Source organism: Roseateles sp. Mitsp63 (assembly GCF_059491535.1).
Genome location: NZ_CP168509.1, coordinates 2,947,588 through 2,963,999 on the forward strand (window position 1 = coordinate 2,947,588; position 16,412 = coordinate 2,963,999).

At 70.2% G+C, this 16,412-nt stretch carries 22 protein-coding genes; 15 read left to right on the plus strand and 7 right to left on the minus strand.

Going from position 1 to position 16,412, the window contains the following annotated elements; genetic code table 11:
* The first annotated feature begins 14 nt into the window (after nucleotides 1-14).
* The 10 genes from tmk to ACEN96_RS13015 all read left to right on the plus strand — a co-directional run bounded on the left by tmk (nucleotide 15) and on the right by ACEN96_RS13015 (nucleotide 6,673).
* The gene (gene tmk / locus ACEN96_RS12970) at nucleotides 15-626 is read left to right on the plus strand and encodes a dTMP kinase (RefSeq protein ID WP_495588423.1); all 612 of its coding nucleotides are present in this window, start codon (nucleotides 15-17) and stop codon (nucleotides 624-626) included.
* On the plus strand, nucleotides 623-1,684 hold the full coding sequence (holB, locus tag ACEN96_RS12975; protein WP_495588424.1) for a DNA polymerase III subunit delta': 1,062 nt from the start codon (nucleotides 623-625) through the stop codon (nucleotides 1,682-1,684). The genes tmk and holB overlap by 4 nt, the downstream gene beginning before the upstream one ends.
* Before the next feature lie 53 nt (nucleotides 1,685-1,737).
* Nucleotides 1,738-2,121 (plus strand): PilZ domain-containing protein, encoded by a 384-nt coding sequence (locus ACEN96_RS12980; protein WP_495588600.1) that lies wholly within the window; start codon nucleotides 1,738-1,740, stop codon nucleotides 2,119-2,121.
* A 40-nt stretch (nucleotides 2,122-2,161) separates the two neighbouring features.
* The gene (locus ACEN96_RS12985; RefSeq protein WP_495588425.1) at nucleotides 2,162-2,947 is read left to right on the plus strand and encodes a TatD family hydrolase; all 786 of its coding nucleotides are present in this window, start codon (nucleotides 2,162-2,164) and stop codon (nucleotides 2,945-2,947) included.
* Nucleotides 2,948-3,027: 80 nt separating this feature from the next.
* The gene (locus ACEN96_RS12990) at nucleotides 3,028-3,705 is read left to right on the plus strand and encodes an ankyrin repeat domain-containing protein (RefSeq protein ID WP_495588426.1); all 678 of its coding nucleotides are present in this window, start codon (nucleotides 3,028-3,030) and stop codon (nucleotides 3,703-3,705) included.
* A gap of 185 nt (nucleotides 3,706-3,890) precedes the next feature.
* Nucleotides 3,891-4,169, plus strand: coding sequence for a hypothetical protein (locus tag ACEN96_RS12995; protein ID WP_495588427.1), 279 nt, complete (start codon nucleotides 3,891-3,893; stop codon nucleotides 4,167-4,169).
* Between the two features lie 164 nt (nucleotides 4,170-4,333).
* Complete coding sequence (locus ACEN96_RS13000; protein WP_495588428.1) at nucleotides 4,334-4,963, plus strand: OmpA family protein; 630 nt, start codon at nucleotides 4,334-4,336, stop codon at nucleotides 4,961-4,963.
* Nucleotides 4,964-4,989: 26 nt separating this feature from the next.
* A complete protein-coding gene (locus ACEN96_RS13005) occupies nucleotides 4,990-5,700 on the plus strand; it encodes a hypothetical protein (RefSeq protein WP_495588429.1) in 711 nt (236 codons plus the stop codon).
* 203 nt (nucleotides 5,701-5,903) lie between these two features.
* A complete protein-coding gene (locus tag ACEN96_RS13010; RefSeq protein ID WP_091733447.1) occupies nucleotides 5,904-6,065 on the plus strand; it encodes a DUF1328 domain-containing protein in 162 nt (53 codons plus the stop codon).
* 59 nt (nucleotides 6,066-6,124) lie between these two features.
* Nucleotides 6,125-6,673 (plus strand): hypothetical protein, encoded by a 549-nt coding sequence (locus tag ACEN96_RS13015; RefSeq protein WP_495588430.1) that lies wholly within the window; start codon nucleotides 6,125-6,127, stop codon nucleotides 6,671-6,673.
* 185 nt (nucleotides 6,674-6,858) lie between these two features.
* On the opposite strand, the gene ACEN96_RS13020 is transcribed toward ACEN96_RS13015, so the two are convergent.
* Together ACEN96_RS13020 and ACEN96_RS13025 are read right to left on the minus strand one after the other, a co-directional pair.
* Nucleotides 6,859-6,984: a hypothetical protein gene (locus ACEN96_RS13020; protein ID WP_495588431.1), complete on the minus strand. Its 126-nt coding sequence runs from the start codon at nucleotides 6,982-6,984 to the stop codon at nucleotides 6,859-6,861.
* A 238-nt stretch (nucleotides 6,985-7,222) separates the two neighbouring features.
* Nucleotides 7,223-7,702 carry a carboxymuconolactone decarboxylase family protein gene (locus tag ACEN96_RS13025; protein ID WP_495588432.1) on the minus strand — a complete coding sequence of 160 codons (480 nt, stop codon included), beginning with the start codon at nucleotides 7,700-7,702 and terminating at the stop codon, nucleotides 7,223-7,225.
* Nucleotides 7,703-7,869: 167 nt separating this feature from the next.
* On the opposite strand from ACEN96_RS13025, the gene ACEN96_RS13030 reads away from it, so the two are divergent.
* On the plus strand, nucleotides 7,870-9,165 hold the full coding sequence (locus ACEN96_RS13030) for an MFS transporter (protein WP_495588433.1): 1,296 nt from the start codon (nucleotides 7,870-7,872) through the stop codon (nucleotides 9,163-9,165).
* A 124-nt stretch (nucleotides 9,166-9,289) separates the two neighbouring features.
* Here the strand turns inward: ACEN96_RS13030 and ACEN96_RS13035 are convergent, their stop codons facing one another.
* Together ACEN96_RS13035 and ACEN96_RS13040 are read right to left on the minus strand one after the other, a co-directional pair.
* Nucleotides 9,290-9,505 (minus strand): CsbD family protein, encoded by a 216-nt coding sequence (locus ACEN96_RS13035; RefSeq protein WP_343641788.1) that lies wholly within the window; start codon nucleotides 9,503-9,505, stop codon nucleotides 9,290-9,292.
* 91 nt (nucleotides 9,506-9,596) lie between these two features.
* Complete coding sequence (locus ACEN96_RS13040) at nucleotides 9,597-9,821, minus strand: hypothetical protein (RefSeq protein WP_495588434.1); 225 nt, start codon at nucleotides 9,819-9,821, stop codon at nucleotides 9,597-9,599.
* Nucleotides 9,822-10,397: 576 nt separating this feature from the next.
* Between ACEN96_RS13040 and ACEN96_RS13045 the strand changes: the two genes are divergently transcribed.
* Nucleotides 10,398-10,715: a hypothetical protein gene (locus ACEN96_RS13045; RefSeq protein WP_495588435.1), complete on the plus strand. Its 318-nt coding sequence runs from the start codon at nucleotides 10,398-10,400 to the stop codon at nucleotides 10,713-10,715.
* Between the two features lie 90 nt (nucleotides 10,716-10,805).
* Here ACEN96_RS13045 and ACEN96_RS13050 read toward each other — a convergent pair whose 3' ends face one another.
* Nucleotides 10,806-11,501, minus strand: coding sequence for a Bax inhibitor-1/YccA family protein (locus ACEN96_RS13050; protein ID WP_495588436.1), 696 nt, complete (start codon nucleotides 11,499-11,501; stop codon nucleotides 10,806-10,808).
* Between the two features lie 118 nt (nucleotides 11,502-11,619).
* Between ACEN96_RS13050 and ACEN96_RS13055 the strand changes: the two genes are divergently transcribed.
* Both ACEN96_RS13055 and ACEN96_RS13060 read left to right on the plus strand, forming a co-directional pair.
* Nucleotides 11,620-12,021, plus strand: a complete 402-nt coding sequence (locus tag ACEN96_RS13055; protein WP_495588437.1) for a GlcG/HbpS family heme-binding protein — start codon at nucleotides 11,620-11,622, stop codon at nucleotides 12,019-12,021.
* A 168-nt stretch (nucleotides 12,022-12,189) separates the two neighbouring features.
* Nucleotides 12,190-12,687, plus strand: coding sequence for an FxDxF family PEP-CTERM protein (locus ACEN96_RS13060; protein ID WP_495588438.1), 498 nt, complete (start codon nucleotides 12,190-12,192; stop codon nucleotides 12,685-12,687).
* 199 nt (nucleotides 12,688-12,886) lie between these two features.
* Here the strand turns inward: ACEN96_RS13060 and ACEN96_RS13065 are convergent, their stop codons facing one another.
* Both ACEN96_RS13065 and ACEN96_RS13070 read right to left on the minus strand, forming a co-directional pair.
* On the minus strand, nucleotides 12,887-13,927 hold the full coding sequence (locus tag ACEN96_RS13065; RefSeq protein WP_495588439.1) for a quinone-dependent dihydroorotate dehydrogenase: 1,041 nt from the start codon (nucleotides 13,925-13,927) through the stop codon (nucleotides 12,887-12,889).
* A gap of 377 nt (nucleotides 13,928-14,304) precedes the next feature.
* Nucleotides 14,305-15,255 carry a LysR family transcriptional regulator gene (locus ACEN96_RS13070; protein ID WP_495588440.1) on the minus strand — a complete coding sequence of 317 codons (951 nt, stop codon included), beginning with the start codon at nucleotides 15,253-15,255 and terminating at the stop codon, nucleotides 14,305-14,307.
* A gap of 152 nt (nucleotides 15,256-15,407) precedes the next feature.
* Here ACEN96_RS13070 and ACEN96_RS13075 point away from each other — a divergent pair, with 152 nt between their 5' ends.
* Nucleotides 15,408-16,403, plus strand: coding sequence for a DMT family transporter (locus ACEN96_RS13075; RefSeq protein ID WP_495588441.1), 996 nt, complete (start codon nucleotides 15,408-15,410; stop codon nucleotides 16,401-16,403).
* The last annotated feature ends 9 nt before the right edge of the window (nucleotides 16,404-16,412 follow it).

Consider the following 16,412-nt stretch of genomic DNA (forward strand, 5'->3'; position numbering starts at 1 on the left):
AAGAGCATCCACGCGTGAGCGGCCGATTCATCACCTTCGAAGGCATCGACGGGGCGGGCAAGTCCACCCACATCGCGTCGGTCGCCCACCACCTGCGCCAGGGCGGCGCCGAGCTGGTCCAGACCCGCGAGCCCGGCGGCACGCCGCTGGCCGAGTCGCTGCGCGGGCTGTTCCTGCACCAGGACATGGACGGCCTGACCGAGGCGCTGCTGGTGTTCGCCGCGCGCCGCGACCATGTGCAGCGCGTCATCGCGCCGGCGCTGGCGGCCGGGCGGACCGTGCTCTGCGACCGCTTCACCGATGCGAGCTTCGCCTACCAGGGCGGCGGCCGCGGCATGGACCTGCAGGTGCTGGGCACGCTGGAGCAGTGGGTGCAGCAGGGCCGCGAGCCGGACCTGACCTTCTGGTTCGATGTCGATCCGGCGATCGCCGCGCAGCGCCGCGCGCAGGCGCGCGATGCCGACCGGCTGGAACAGCTGGACCTGGACTTCTTCGCCCGCGTGCGCCAGGGCTATCAGCGCCGGGCCGAGGCGGCGCCGGGGCGCATCGTCCGCATCGATGCCGGCGACACGATCGAGGGCGTCGCGGCCCAGATCCGCGCCGAGCTGGAGCGCCGCGGATGGTGAGCGAATCGTCCGTGACCGCCGATGGCGCCGCCGCGCTGGCCGAGGGCGGCCAGCTGCCGCTGCCCTGGCTCGCCGCGCCGCTGCATCAGGCGTTGACGCAGGGACGCAGCCACGCGCTGCTGCTGCAGGGACCGGCCGGCGTCGGCCAGTTCGACCTGGCGCTGCTGCTGGCGCAGGCCTGGCTCTGCGAGGCGCGCTCCGCGCCGGACCAGCCCGGCTGCGGCCGCTGCGCGAGCTGCCACCTGCTGCGCTCGCGCTCGCACCCCGACTTCCAGGTGCTGCTGCCCGACGCGCTGCGCGAGCCGCTGGGCTTCGGCGCGATGGAGGCGGAAGGCGAGGGCGGCTCGACCGCCAAGGCGGGCAAGGCCAAGCCCAGCCGCGAGATCAAGATCGAGGCGGTGCGGCAGGTGCTGTCGTTCTCGCAGGTCAGCGCGGCGCGCGGCAAGGCCAAGGTGGTGGTCGTGTACCCGGCCGAGGCGCTGAACATGGTGGCCGCCAACGCGCTGCTCAAGACGCTGGAGGAGCCGGCCGGGCTGCTGCGCTTCGTGCTGGCGAGCGCCGCGCCGCAGCAGCTGTTGCCGACCATCCGCAGCCGCTGCCAGCCGCTGCAGATGGCGCTGCCGGCGCGCGAGGCGGCGCTGGCCTGGCTGACGGCGCAAGGCGTCGACCAGGCGGGCGTGCTGCTCGACGCCACCGGCGGCCGGCCGCAGGAGGCGCTGCAATGGAGCGAGGAGGGCATCGCCGCCAGGACCTGGCTCGAGCTGCCGCGCCGCATCGCCCGCGGCGAGGCGGTGGCGCTGACCGACTGGCCGGTGCCGCGCGCGATCGCGGCGATGCAGCGCCTGGTGCACGACCTGATGCGCATCGCCCATGGCGCCGGGCCCGCCTACTTCCCGCGCGACGCGCTGCCCAAGCTGCCGGCGGTGCGCGCGGCGCTGGAGGGCTGGGCCAAGGTGCTGCAGCAGGCGGCGCGGCATGCCGAGCATCCGCTCAATGCCGGGCTGCTGATGGAGTCGCTGGTGGCGCAGGGCCAGCAGGCCATGCGGCCGGCGCGCTGAGGCGGGACATACGAGTAGACTCGCTGCCCATGAGCGAACTCAGCCTGAAACCGATGAGCACCACTCCGTCCGCGTCCGCCCCGGCCACGAGCGCCGGCGCCCGGCCCAGCGTGATCCAGCTGGTGTTCAAGGAGAAGGGCGCCCTCTACGCGGCCTACATCCCGATCTTCTCGGAAGGCGGCGTCTTCGTGCCGACGACGCGCGAGTACAAGCTGGGCGAGGACATCTACCTGCTGATGACGCTGCCCGAGGACCCCAACCGCTACCCGGTCGCGGGCAAGGTCGCCTGGCTGACGCCGGCCAATGCCTCGGGCGGCCGCACCCAGGGCGTCGGCGTGCGCTTCCCCGGCGACGAGAAGACCCGGCTCATCAAGCTCAAGATCGAGGAGCTGCTGGGCACGGCGATCTCCTCGGCCAAGCCCACCCAGACCATCTGAGCCGGCGCGGCGGTCCGCGCCGCGGCTCGACCCGTTCCCGATGTACATCGATTCCCACTGCCACCTGAGCTTCCCCGAGCTCAAGTCCCAGCTCCCCGACCTGCTCGCCGCGATGGCGCAGGCCGACGTCTCGCAGGCCGTGTGCATCTGCACGACGATGGAGGAGTTCCCCGAGGTCCGCGGGCTGGCGGACGCGCATGCGCAGCTGTTCGCCACCGTCGGCGTCCACCCGGACAGCGACGAGGTCCACGAGCCCAGCGTCGACGAACTGGTCGCCGGCGCGGCGCATCCCAAGGTCGTCGCGATCGGCGAGACCGGCCTGGACTACTACCGCCTGAACGGGCGCACCATCGAGCAGATGGAATGGCAGCGCGAGCGCTTCCGTCACCACATCCGCGCGGCGCGGCGCACCGGCAAGCCGCTGGTGATCCACACGCGCTCGGCGGCCGAGGACACGCTGCGGCTGATGCGCGAGGAGCAGGCCGGCGAGCCCGGCGGCGTGGTGCACTGCTTCACCGAGACGATGGACGTCGCCAGGGCGGCGCTGGACCTGGGCTTCCACATCTCGTTCTCGGGGATCGTGACCTTCAAGAACGCGGCCGATCTGCGCGAGGTCGCGAAGATCGTCCCCGCCGACCGCCTCCTGATCGAGACCGACAGCCCCTACCTGGCGCCGGTGCCGTATCGCGGCAAGCTCAATCAGCCGGCCTATGTGCCGCACGTCGCGAAGCTGATCGCCGAGGTGCGCGGCATGCCGGTCGAGACGCTCGCCGCGCAATGCACGGCCAACACGCGGCGGCTGTTCCGGCTGCCGGAGGCGGCGTGAGGCGGCTGCGGAGCGCGGCCGCGATGGCCGCGATGACGGTCGCCGTGACCGTCGCCATGACTGTCGCCATGACCGTCGCCATGACTGGCGCATTTCCGGCCGCGGCGCAAAGCCGGTTCGGCTCGCAGCCGTCCGCGGTGCCGGCGGCGCCCGACAGCGCGCCGCTTCCCGAGTTGCACGTCGCCGCGCGCAGCGACCACGCCAGCACCGTCATGAAGCTGCTGCTGGCCGGCGCCGACCCGAATGCCCGGGACGGCCAGCGCAACACCGCCTTGCACGTCGCCATCCGCGAGGAGTCCGGCAAGGCGATGGAGGCCCTGCTGCAGAGCCCCGCGACCGACGTCAATGCGATCAACCAGGCCGGCGAGACGCCGCTGATGCTGGCCGCGATCAAGGGGCGGCTCGACTGGGTCCAGACCCTGGTCAAGCGCGGCGCGCTGGTCAACGAGGCCGGCTGGACCGCGCTGCACTACGCCGCCGCCGGTCCGAACGAGCACGTGGTGCGCTGGCTGCTGGCGCAGGGTGCCGAGATCGACGCCCGTTCGCCCAACGGGACGACGCCGCTGATGATGGCCGCCGGCTACGGCGGCTTGAGCGGCGCCGAGGCGCTGATCGCCGCCGGCGCCGACATGACGCTGCGCAACGATCACCAGATGAGCGCCGCCGACTTCGCCCGCCGCGCCGGCCAGGACGAACTGGCGGACAAGCTCGACCAACTCGCGAAGGCCCGCGCCAGGCGGCCAGCCGCCGCGCCGTGAGGCGCTTGCTGGCATACCCCTAGGAATCCGTCTGACACGCCGTTTGGCCGGCCGCCCACTGTTGGCGGCCCGGCCCGGTCTCTACAGTTCATTCCATGCCGACACGGTGTCGGCGGCCCCAGCAACCGCTTCGAGGCCACGCTCACCGGCCCTTCTGGAATCGACGACATCCCCTGGAGACCGACATGCTGACCTCGACCCAAGCCTTCGCCGCCAACCCGTTCGCCATGCTGCTGGACCCGGCCGGCGTCGCGCATGAAGTGGCCTGCTCCGAACGCCTTTCCCGCCTGCGCAGCCGCGTCTACCGCCCGCTGGACAAGCCGCTGATCGCGCGCGTCGATGCCGCCGACCAGGCGCGTTTCGACGAGGAGGTCGACGCCACCGAACTCACCGAAGCCGACCTGCCGCCGCTGGAGGAGGTGTCGGCCGAGGACGGCGCCACTGGCATCGCGTTCGGCGCCTGACGATCACTGCCGGGGCAAGGATTTCCGGGGTGCTTGTCGGTCCCGTCTGACCCCCGCTTCCGCCGGCCGACTACACCCGCCGCCCCGCGATCTCCCTAGCATGACGCTCACCAAGGTCCGCCGTATCGTGTGATCCTGCCCACCGCCTTCATGGAGAGCCCGTCATGCGCCGCCCCCGAGTCCTCCCCACCGCCGTCATCGCCGAGTCCGACCGCCGCTGGCGGCGGATCGCGGTGACCAGCCTGCCGGTCCTCGCGATCGCGCTGCTGATGGCGCTCGGGGGATGCACCTCGACCGGCGGCCGGATGGAAGCCCCAGGCACCGCGGCCCCGGCCGCCACGCCGGATGTCGTGGCCGGCAACCGCTGGTCCTCCGGCATGGACGAGCGCCGTGAGGCCATCACCCGCGCCGGCGGCGGCGTCGTGGCGACCCGCACGGCCGACAACCAGCTCAAGCTGACGGTGCCGGCCGACGCCGCCTTCGAGGCCGGCCGGTCCGAGATCCGGCCGGCGCTGCGCCCGGCCCTGGACGAAGTCGCCCGCGGCCTGGATGGCACCGTGCGCATCACCATCGTCGGACACACTGACAGCTCGGCCGGCGACGCGGTGAACGGACCGCTGTCGCTGGACCGCGCCGAATCGGTGCGTGAATACCTGGTCCAACACGGCGTGCGGCGCGGCCGCCTGCTGGTGGAGGGCCGCGGCGGGCGGCAGCCGGTGGCCAGCAATGCCACCGAGGCCGGCCGGGCCGCCAATCGTCGGATCGAAATTTTCCTGTCGCAACCCGCGTCCTAAGCTGTACCAAGAACGGGAGTTGAGCCATGACTGTCTTCTGCCCCCGCACCCTTGTCCTCGCCGCGCTGGCGCCCGCCGCCCTGTCGCTCGCCCAGGCCGCCCTGGCCGCGGAGACCGCGCCGACCTCGCTCGACGACCGCGTCGAGCTGTCCGGCGGCAGTCTGTCCGACCGCGCGGCGCTTCGACAGCGCCAGCAATTGCGCGAGTCCTCCGGCGCCTCGCGCTTCACCGTCACCCACAACGTGGCGGAACCGCTGGCCACCGCGAACCAGTCCGCCGGCGCGGCCGGCTGGCATGGCCGCTCACCCCAATCCACGCAGACGATGCTGTGGGCCCGGCCGTGGTCCGGCAGCGGCATGCGGCTGGGGGTCGGGGTCGAGCAGCGCAGCCCGGCGATCGGCGGCGGTCTCTATTCCACGCCGTATCAGAACCTGCATCCCGGCGCGGGCGCCGATGCCGGTGTCCTGGTCGGACTGGCGGTGCCGACCGGGCCGCGCTCGCATGCGTTCGTGCAGACGCCGCTGGTCGACGCCTCGCGGCCTCAGATCGACGACCTCAACGGGCCGGGCCTGGCGGGCCGCGAAGGCCGCCAGGTGCGCGTGGGCCTGGCCTTCAACAGCCGCAAGCCCTACGCCGACCTGCGCAAGGGCTTCCGCATGGAGCTCAGCGGGCAGTCCTCGCTGACGCTGCGCCCGCGGGGCGGCAAGGTGGGCGTGACCTTCCAGAAGATCTGGTGACCCGGCGCCCGCCTCGGTCCCCCTGATCCCAGCAGAGCCGGCGCGAGCCGGCTTTTTCGTTGGCGGCGCGGGTCGGTAGGTCCTCTCCTACAGCGCCTCGATGAACGCTCCGACGCCGCATCGCGGCCCGGGACTGCCCGAGCCGCCCCGCCCAATCCCTACAGTGAATCCATCGCGGCACGGTGCCGCGCAGGAGAGCCAAGATGCTGCACTACGCCGTCGTCTTCTTTGTCATTGCCTTGATCGCCGCGCTGTTCGGCTTCGGCGGCATTGCCGCCGGCGCCGCCGGCATCGCCAAGATCCTGTTCTTCGTCTTCGTCATCATGGCCGTCGCGACCTTCGTGATGAGCCTGTTGCGAAAGTGACCCTCGCCGCCGCTGTTCCGGATCCTCGACATCCCTGCGACAACAACGAAAGGAAGCCCATGAACAAGCCCGCAACCGCTGCCCTGATCGCCGCCGCACTGAGCCTGTGCGCCGGCATGGCCCAGGCCGCCAACTTCTCCAAGTCCGTCTACGACGGTGCCAAGGACGACATCAAGAAGACCTACAAGGTCGAGAAGGATGCGTGCGACAAGCTGTCGGGCAACGCCAAGGACATCTGCGTCAAGGAGGCCAAGGGCCGGGAGGACGTGGCGCTGGCGCAGCTCGAGTACAACTACAGCGGCAGCGCCAAGGACGAGGCCAAGCTGATCGAGACCCGCTACGAGGCGCGCTACGACGTCGCCAAGGAGCGCTGCGACGACCGCTCCGGCGAGGCCAAGGACCTCTGCCAGCGCGAGGCCAAGACGTCCTATGAGAAGGCCAAGGCCGAACTCAAGATGAACAAGAAGGTCGCCGCGGCCGTCGATGACGCCGAGGAGACCCGCGTGAAGGCTGACTACAAGCTGGCCTCGGAGAAGTGCAACACCCTGTCCGGCGACGCCAAGGACGTGTGCGTGAACTCGGCCAAGGCGCGCTACAACCAGCGTTGATGGCCAGCTGATTTCAACCCCGGTGGGGGGCGCGGCTGGATTCCGCTGAGCCGCTCCCGACGTTGAACCGGCGGATCCGGGCCAACAACTCGAACATCGCCCGGATCCCCCTGTCGACTTCCATGACCACGGCGCCCCTCGGGGCGCCGTTTTCTTGTCGCTGGCCGGGCATGGCCGGCCAGGGGTCAGGTGGCCAGCAGGGGGCCGGCAAGGATCATCGCCGAGGCCGCCGCGGCCACCAGGAAGCCCAGGACGATGCAGAGCACCCGCCCGAATCTGCGCTCCCGCGTCGTGGGGATCTCATTCCACATGACAGGGCTCCGCGGCGGATCGGACGGCGCCAATGGGAATGGCCGGACGAGCCGGCCAGGAGAACGGGGGAGGGGCGGGGAACTGGGGTCGTTGCATGAAGGAACTCCGGGTGGATACGCCTCGCGCGAAGCGAGGGGCGCATCGTCGGATGCCGCATGCAAACCGACCATGACCTCGATCAGGAGGACATGGCGCGCAGGTGACTGATTGAAGGGAGTCGCCTCCCTTTCTCGCGGGTCAGGCGAGCTGCGCCTTGTCCAGGCCGTAGGCCTTGTCCTGCGAGCCGGGCACCGACTGGAAGGCGACGTTGAGGCGATTCCAGGCGTTGATGGTCGACACGGCCCAGGTCAGGTCAGACAGCTCCTTCTCGCTGAACTGTTCGCGGGCCTGGGCGTAGATCGCGTCGGACACGCCGGTCTCCGGAATGCGGGTCAGGGTTTCGGTCCAGAGCAGCGCGGCGCGCTCGCGGGCCGAGAACAGCGGCGACTCGCGCCAGATCGCGACGTGGTGCAGGCGCAGCGCGCGTTCTCCGGCGATGACGGCCTGCTTGACGTGCATGTCCAGGCAGAACGCGCAGCCATTGAGCTGCGAGGCGCGGATCTCGACCAGGTACTGCAGGCCGTGCTCGATGCTGCTGTCCTTGATGTTCATCGAGAGATCGACCAGCTTCTTGAAGGCGACGGGCGAATGCTGCAGGGAATTCAGGCGTTGGCTCATGGTGGGCTCCGTGGTGAAGGACGGGAAGGGGATGAAAAAAGGGGTTGGTATCCACAAGACGAAACAGCCTGCGCGCGTGTGACATCGCCAGCCGCCCAGGCCCGCGAAACGCGTCGCTAAACTGGCCGGCGCCCGCCCAAGAAGGCCACCCCGCAGCCCCTCCCGCGATGACCGCCCCCACCCCCGCCTCCACTCCCGCGCTCGCCGGCGCCGACGCGCCGGCCCCCACGGCCAGCGTCTTCCGCCATCCCGGCTTCACCGCCTTCCTGATCTGCCGCCTGGCCGCCGTCTTCGCCGGACAGATCCAGGCGGTGGTGGTGGCCTGGCAGGTCTACGACCTCACGCGCCAGCCGTTGGCGCTGGCCTACGTCGGCCTGGCGCAGTTCATTCCCATGCTGTTGCTGTTGCTGCCGGCCGGCGACCTGATCGACCGCTTCAGCCGCAAGCCGATCCTGGCGATCAGCTGGGCTGTCAGCGCCGGCTGCAGCCTGGCGCTGTGGTGGCTGGCCGGCCACGGTCACGCCGGCGTGACCGGCATCTATGCGGTGCTGGTGGTGTTCGGCTGCGCCCGGGCGTTCTCGGGCCCGGCCTTGCAGAGTCTCTTGCCGCAGATCGTGCCGCGCGAGCAACTGGCCCAGGCCATCGCCGCCAACAGCATGCTGATGCGCGTGGCCAGCATCGGCGGCCCCTTCCTGGGCGGCCTGCTGTACGGCTTCGGCGGCGCCTCGCTGACCTATCTCGTCTGCCTGGCCTGCTTCGGACTGGGCACCGCGCTGCTGGCCGGCGCCGTGCCGGTGCGCTTCGCCGCGCCGCCATCGCCGGCGGGCGGCAACATCTGGCAGCGCTTCGGCGCCGGCATCCACTTCATCCGGTCGCGGCCCATCATCCTCGGCACCATCTCGCTGGACCTGTTCGCGGTGCTGCTGGGCGGCGTCGTGGCCTTGCTGCCGATCTACGCGCACGAAGTGCTGCATGCCGGGCCCGAGGGCCTGGGCGCGCTGCGCAGCGCGATGGCCGTTGGCGAAGTGACGGCCGGACTCTTCCTGAGCCTGCGCCCGTTCAACCGGCACGTCGGCAAGACGATGTTCACCGCGGTGGCGGTGTTCGGCGTGGCGAACCTGGTGTTCTCGCTGTCGCAGACCTTCTGGCTGTCGTTCGCGGCGCTGGCGGTGGCTGGCGCGGCCGACATGGTCAGCGTCTACATCCGCGGCGCGCTGGTGCAGTTCTCGACGCCCGACGAGATGCGCGGCCGCGTCAACGCGGTGAACATGCTGTTCATCGGCTCGTCGAACGAGTTGGGCGAGTTCCGCGCCGGCAGCGCCGCCGCCGCGCTGGGCGCGGTGCCGGCGGCCGTCGCGGGCGCCGTCTGCACGCTCGGCGTGGTCGGCGCCTGGGCGGCGCTGTTCAAGCCGCTGCGCACCGTCGACCGCTTCGAGGAGGCGACGCCCGCCATCACCCGCTGATGCCTGCGCTGGCCGCGTTCCCCCGAGCGCCCGCGGGCGCAAAAAAAGAGCCGCGCTGGCCCGTGGGGCGCAACGCGGCAACAGGGAGGATGCAGTCAATCGTTCAGAAAGCGGAGGCGGGATCTCAACTCAGCCAGCGGTCGTCGGCGCGGGTCTGCCAGTCGTTGAGCTGCTTGTCGGCCTCGTCCTTGGCGATGCCGTAGCGCTCCTGGATCTTCCCGGACAGCTGGTCGCGCTTGCCGGCGATGACGTCGATGTCGTCATCCGTCAGCTTGCCCCATTGCTCGCGGACCTTGCCCTTGAGCTGCGTCCAATTGCCTTCGATGCGGTCCCAGTTCATACAGGCTCCTTTCAGGGAGAGTGACGATGACGAGGACTTGGCAAGCGGCGGGCCCAATCGGCTGGCGCCTGCCTGGAAGAGGTCGGGGAACTCAATGATTGGTGCGGCCGCGGATCGCGGGCGGGAGGTAATCCTTGCCGACCATGGCGCGGGCGAACAGGTAGTTGTTGCGCGCGCGGGTGGGCAGGCTGTCGAGGTCCACGTGGCCTTGCGGATCGCAGGGGAAGGACATCGCGCGGCCGGCATCGAACAGCGATTCGAAGCGGATCTCGAACTGCGGCGCGGTGGCGTCGGCGGCAATCTGGAGGTGGCTCATGATGGTTCTCCTGGTGAGTTCCTTTGCATCCACTATCGGCGCTGGCGAGGACCGCTCCCATCAGCGCAGCTCGGTGCGCGTTGTCGGTGCCGGTCGGCGGAAGGTGTCCGGCGTCGTCCTACAGCTTGTGGGCACAACGGAAGGGCTCCGCGCCGCGTTGACGGCCGGGCCGGAGACCGCCCGCGGATTCACACAGCTTTGCATCGGTCACCGGGGCGCGCGGCTCGGCGCCAATTGTTCGGCGCGCGGCTGTACGGGTGCCCCCAGCGCGCCATGCGGCGTCCGGCATCGGGCCTGCCGGATCGAGGCTGGGCATCGCGCGCGTGTCCCGCGCGCCTTCGGCGAGCCGGTGTGGGACTGCACCTACACCGCCTCGCGGTGCCCGCCGCTTCGTCGGCCGTGGGGGCGCGGCGACCATGGGCTCATCCACAACCCGTTCCTTCGCGCTGCGAGGTCCGCCATGGACGACATGCTGATGCTGATGACGCTGGCCACCTGCACCGCCACCGCGGTGGCGGTGCGCATGTGGCAATGGCTGGACGGGCTCGCCGCGGACGACACCCAGGAGGACCTGCCATGAGCGCCCGACCCCCACTGCCCCCCGAACATCCCGCCGATGAATCGGCGCTGGATCCTTCCGTCGAACGCGTGGCGGTCGAGGAACATCCGCTGACCCAGTCCGCCTATGTCTGCGGCGAGGTGAGCTACCGCACCGGCGACGGCCCGCTGATGGTCATCCGTCAGGGCCCGGTCCATGTCGAGGTCAACGAGCACGACGTGACGCTGGGCTGGGAGGACGGGGACGCGCGCCTGAGCACCGTGATGCCGCGCACCGAGTACGCGCGCTTCATCGGGATGGGCGCGATCAAGCCGGTGGTGGCGCACAAGCCGTGAGGCTGATCGCCGCGATCCGTGGCGATCAATGAAAAAGCGCCTCGGAACTCCGAGGCGCTTTTCATTGGGGGTCTGGAACCGGACGCTCGATCAGTCGCGGTCGCCGCCGAAGATGCCCAGCAGCTGCAGCAGCGCGGTGAACACGTTGTACAGGTCCAGGTAGATGTTCAGCGTGGCGCTGATGTAGTTGGTCTCGCCGCCGTCGACGACGCGCTTGACGTCCACCAGCATGAAGGCCGAGAAAATGCCCAGCACGGCGACCAGCAGCGCCAGGTGCACGCCGGTCGACTGCAGGAAGACGTTGGCGATGCCCGCGATCATCGCGATCACGGCGCCGACGAACAGGAACTTCTGCAGGCCGGAGAGATCGCGCTTGACGACGGTGGCCAGCGAGGCCATCGCGAAGAAGATCGCGGCCGTGCCGCCGAAGGCGGTCATGATCAGCGTGCCGCCGTTCTTGAAGCCCAGGATCGCGGCCAGCAGGCGCGAGAGCATCAGCCCCATGAAGAAGGTGAAGCCCAGCAGCGCGGCGACGCCGGTGGCCGAGTTCTTCGTATTCTCGACGACGAACATCAGGCCGAAGGCGCCGACGAAGAACAGCAGCATGCTGGCGCCGGGGCCCATCGCGGCCAGCAGGCCGGTGGAGACGCCGATCCAGGCGCCCAGGACGGTGGGGATCAGCGACAGCGCGAGCAGCGCGTAGGTGTTGCGCAGGACGCGCTGGCGGTCCGGGGAGAGCGACGAGCCGTGGCTGCCGCCGTTGAGGTCGATGATGCGGTCGTTCATGTGCGTGCGCCCCATGAAGTGAGAGTTGTCGTTGATTGTAGGCATGGGTCTTAAGGGTTCGTTAAAGTGGCCGCCTTCCTTTCTCCTGAATCCCACTTCAACGCTCCCGAGGCCACCCATGAAACAGAAGCCTTTTCTGACCCTGGACGACGTCAAGCGCATCGCCGCCGCCGCCGAAGCCGAGGCGCTCAAGAACAACTGGCCGGTGACGATCGCCATCGTCGACGATGGCGGCCACCTGCTGTGGCTGCAGCGCCTGGACAACGCCGCGGCGACCTCCGCCGTGATCGCGCCCGCCAAGGCCAAGACCGCCGCGCTGGGCCGCCGCGAGTCCAAGGTCTACGAGGACATCGTCAACAACGGCCGCAACGCGTTCCTGAGCGTGCCGCTGGAAGGCATGCTCGAGGGCGGCGTGCCGGTGGTGGTCGACGGTTTCTGCGTCGGCGCGGTCGGCGTCAGCGGCGTGAAGTCCAACGAGGACGCCCAGGTCGCCAAGGCCGGCATCGCGGCCCTGGGCTGAAACCCGGCGCGGCGCGCGGCGCCGCGTTCCAGCCTCCCGCAGGCCTGTGACGCCTGTGACGGACTGGTACACATCTCGCACATTTCGAGCGGGACTTCTTGTGTGTCCGGGATGCAAACTATTTCACGAGCGAGCCACCATGGGCTCGTCACGTGAAATGGATCAGCCATGAACAAGAAAACCCTGATGCTTGCCGCGATCGCCACCCTGCTCGGAGGCGCCGCCAGCGCCACCACGCTGGACCCGGTGTTCGTCACGCCATCCAACGGCAGCTTCTCCGACATCGTCCTCGGGTCCTTCACCCTGACCCAAACCTCCGACGTCAGCGGCTCGGTGCTCGCCGCCACGTCCATCGACTTCGGCCACAACATCACCCTGCCGCTGCAGTCGGTCACCTTCAGCTTCGCCGGCCTCAACGGCAAGACCGACCTCGACGCCTCCGCCACCGGCTTCCACTACGCCAGCCTCGCCGCCGGCACCTACCAGCTGCTCGCCAGCGGCACGCTCGGGGGCTCGGGCTTCGGCAACATCGCCGTGCTGTCCACCAGCCTCAATACCGTCGCGGCAGTGCCGGAACCCGCTACCTACGCACTGATGCTCGCCGGCATCGCGGGCGTAGGATTCGCGGCTCGCCGCCGTCAGAAGACGGACGCGGCGAAGGGCTGATCGTCCAAGGCCTGAGCGCTTGCTGGGAAAGCCCGCGGGAGATTGAGCGCGGGCACTCCACGATGCAGGGGGCATCGCGTCCGCGAACCCCCAGCATCATTCCGGCCCCAGTGACGCTCGTGCGGATCGGGCCTTGGCTTGGCGAATGAGAAGAGCGCTCCTCGGAGCGCTCTTTTCGTTGGGGCGTGGGGCGGGGGCGTCAGAGGCGTGCCATCGCCGTCGCGCACTCGGGCACCAGCGCGGGACCCTTGTAGATCAGGCCCGTGTAGAGCTGGACCAGGTCGGCACCCGCCTGCAGCTTGGCGCGCGCGTCCTCGCCGCTGAGCACACCACCGACGCCAATGATCGGATAGCCGCCGCCCAGCGCCGCGCGCAGCAGACGGATGACCCGGTTGCTGGCCTCGAAGACCGGCGCGCCAGACAGGCCGCCCGTCTCGCCGGCATGCGGCAGGCCCTGGACGGCGTCGCGCGCGATGGTCGTGTTGGTGGCGATGACGCCATCGATGCCATGCCGCTTGAGGCTCGCGGCGATGACGGCGACCTGGTCCTCGTCGAGGTCCGGCGCGATCTTGACGAACAGCGGCACCTGGCGGCCGCTGGCATTCTGCAGCGCCAGCCGGCGCGCCTGCAACGGACCGAGCAGCGCATCCAGCGCCTCGTCGCTCTGCAGCTGGCGCAGGTTCTTGGTGTTCGGGCTGGAGATGTTGACGGTGATGTAGTCGGCGTGCGGGAACACGCCCTCCAGGCCGATGAGGTAGTCGTCGACCGCGCGCTCGATCGGCGTGACGGCGTTCTTGCCGATGTTCAGGCCGAGCAGGCCGCCCCGGTGGCGGAAGCTGTGCGAGCGCTTGACGTTGGCGATGAAGGCGTCCAGCCCCTCGTTGTTGAAGCCCAGCCGGTTGATCAAGGCCTGCTTCGCGGGCAGGCGGAACATGCGGGGCTTGTCATTGCCGGGCTGCGCCTTGGGCGTGACGGTGCCGACCTCGATGAAGCCGAAGCCCATCGCGCCCAGGCCGTCGATGCAGCGGCCGTTCTTGTCGAGACCGGCGGCCAGGCCGATGCGATTCGGGAAGGTGAGGCCGGCGACGGTGACCGGATCCGAGACCCGCGTCTGCGCCCAGGCGCATTGGGCAGGGGTGTTCTGGAGACGGGCGATGCTGCCCAGGGTCAGTTCGTGCGCGTGTTCGGGATCCAGACCGAACAGGAAGGGACGGGCGAGGCCGTAGGGGATGAGAGCCATGATGGGGCGGCATTGTCTCATCGCGCCTCGGACCCCCTTACTCCTGGCGTGCGAACGGTGATGGGGGACTCGCCCTAGCTCGATCGGATCAGCCCGCGGATGAAATTCCTCGCCAGTGCGCCTCCGGTGGCGCACCCTCTCCCGCGAAGTGGGCGAGCAACCGTGTCAAGCGCTGCTGCTTACCAACCCCCTCGCCCCCCGCGAGGGGGGAGAGGGCAGGGGAGAGGGGGTGCTTCGAAGGGCAGCAGCGCTGTGGCACGAGCCCCCTCTCCCCTCCCTCTCCCCGCTGGGGCGAGGGGGTTTACTACGACGTCCGGCTCTTACCCCCTCGCCCGCTTACGGGAGAGGGAGGGGGTGAGGGCCAGCAGCCTGCGCAGTCATGAAGCCTCTGGCCGGTCCCACGGCGGCGTGCCGCCGAACCGCTCGACGCAGAAATCAATCAACGCCCGGACCTTCGGACTCGGGAACCTGCTCGGCAGGTAGACCGCGTACAGGACATTGGCGTCCGCCGGCCCGCCCAGCGGCGTCCAGTCCGGAAGCAGGGCGGTCAAGCGCCCCTCGCGCAGGTCGCGGCCGATGGCGTAGGTGGGCAGCACCGCCAGCCCCATGCCGGCGAGCGCCGCCACGCGCAGCGACTCGCTGCTGTTGGCGGTGAGTCCGCTCTCGAAGCGCAGCGCGCCCGCCGTCTCGACCTCCGCCTCGCCCTCGGCCGGATGGCGGAAGCGCCAGCGCTCCGGCGTGTGCAGATACCCGAAGCGCAGGCAGCGGTGATCGGCGAGTTCCTCGACCGACCCGGGCGTGCCCCATTCCGCCAGGTAGCCCGGCGAGGCGCACAGCACGAAGCGGATGTCGGCCAGCTTGCGAGCGACCAGCCCCGGACTGGGCCGGCTCGTCAGCCGCAGCACGACGTCGAAACCTTCCTCGGCCAGGTCGACGTAGCGGTCATTGAGCCCCAGCACCACCTGCAGCTGCGGATGGAGCGCGCAGAAGTCCGCCATCAGCGCCGTGAACTGCAGGTTGCCGAAGGCGGTGGAGGTGCTCAGCCGCAGCACGCCGCGGGGTTGCTCCCGTTGGCCGGCGAGTTCCGCATCCAGCGCCTGCGCCTCCTCGAGCAGGCGCAGCGCGCGCTCATACACGCCGCGGCCCTCGGCGGTGGGGCTGATGCTGCGCGTGGTCCGGTGCAGCAGCCGTGTGCCGAGCTGCTGCTCGAGCCGCGCCACCTGCTTGCTGACCGCCGATTTGGTGGTGCCGAGCAGCTTGGCGGCGCTCGAGAAGCTGCGCGCGTCGACGACGCGGGCGAAGGCGTGAAGGTCTTCCAGGCGTCCCATGGCGGGGTCCTCGTGTTTCCAGACGGGCAGGGCGCCGAAGGGCGCCCTGATTGTTCTCGATATGGAAACTCTAAAACGAACAATCAGTAGATTGTGTCCCAAGAGGCGCTTTTCTAAAGTCCATTCCATCGCCTTCCACCCTGGAGATCGCCATGTCGACACCCGCTCATGCCGTTCGAGGACCGCTTCCCTCCGACCTCCACCGCCTCGCGCCGGCGGGCCGCCGGACCCTGGCGCCCTCGCCCTCGCCCTCAGCCGCGTCCCGGCCGGGCGGCCTCGGCGCCCTGGTCGCGCTGAGTCTCCCCGCGCTCTTCATCCTGCTCTGGAGCACCGGCTACGTCGCCGGCAAGCTGGCGCTGCCCCACGCGGGCCCGTTCACGCTGCTGGCGCTGCGTTTCGGCCTGGCCGCGGCCGTGCTGCTGACGGTCTCCGCCGCCACGGGCGCCCCCTGGCCGAAGACGCCGCGGGCCTGGATCCACCTCGGCGTGGTGGGGCTGCTGATGCAGGTGCTGCACTTTTCCGGCGTGTACTGCGCCATCGCGTGGGGCCTGCCCACCGGCGTCGCGGCGCTGCTGATCGGGATGATGCCGCTGGCCACCGCCCTGGGCGCGCACCTGTGGCTGGCCGAGCGCATGAGCGCCGGCCAGTGGTTCGGCATGCTCGGCGGCGTCGCCGGCGTGGCGCTGGTGATCGCGGACCGGCCGCTCGGCGGCGGCGCGTGGATGGCCTACGGCGCGGGCCTGCTCGGCCTGGCGGGGCTGGTCGCCGGCACGCTGTACCAGAAGCGTTTCTGCGCCGGCATGGACCTGCGCACCGGCAGCGGCATCCAGATGGCGGTGTCGGCGCTGGCCGTGACGGCGCTGGCGCTGTGGCGCGAGCCCGGCGGCCCGGACTGGAGCGCCGAGCTGATCGGCTCGACGCTGTGGTTGGGGCTGGTGAACTCGATCGGCGCCTTCAGCCTGATGTTCGTGATGATCCGGCGCGGACAGGCCGGCGCCGTGGCCCGCCTCTTCTACCTGATCCCCGGCGTGTCCGCGCTGATGGGCGTGGCGCTGCTCGGCGAGCGCCTGGGCGCGCTGGCGCTGGCGGGCTTCGTCGTCTCGGCCGCGGCCGTGGGTCTGGCCTCGATGTCGCGGGCAGGCAGATAATCGGCGGTT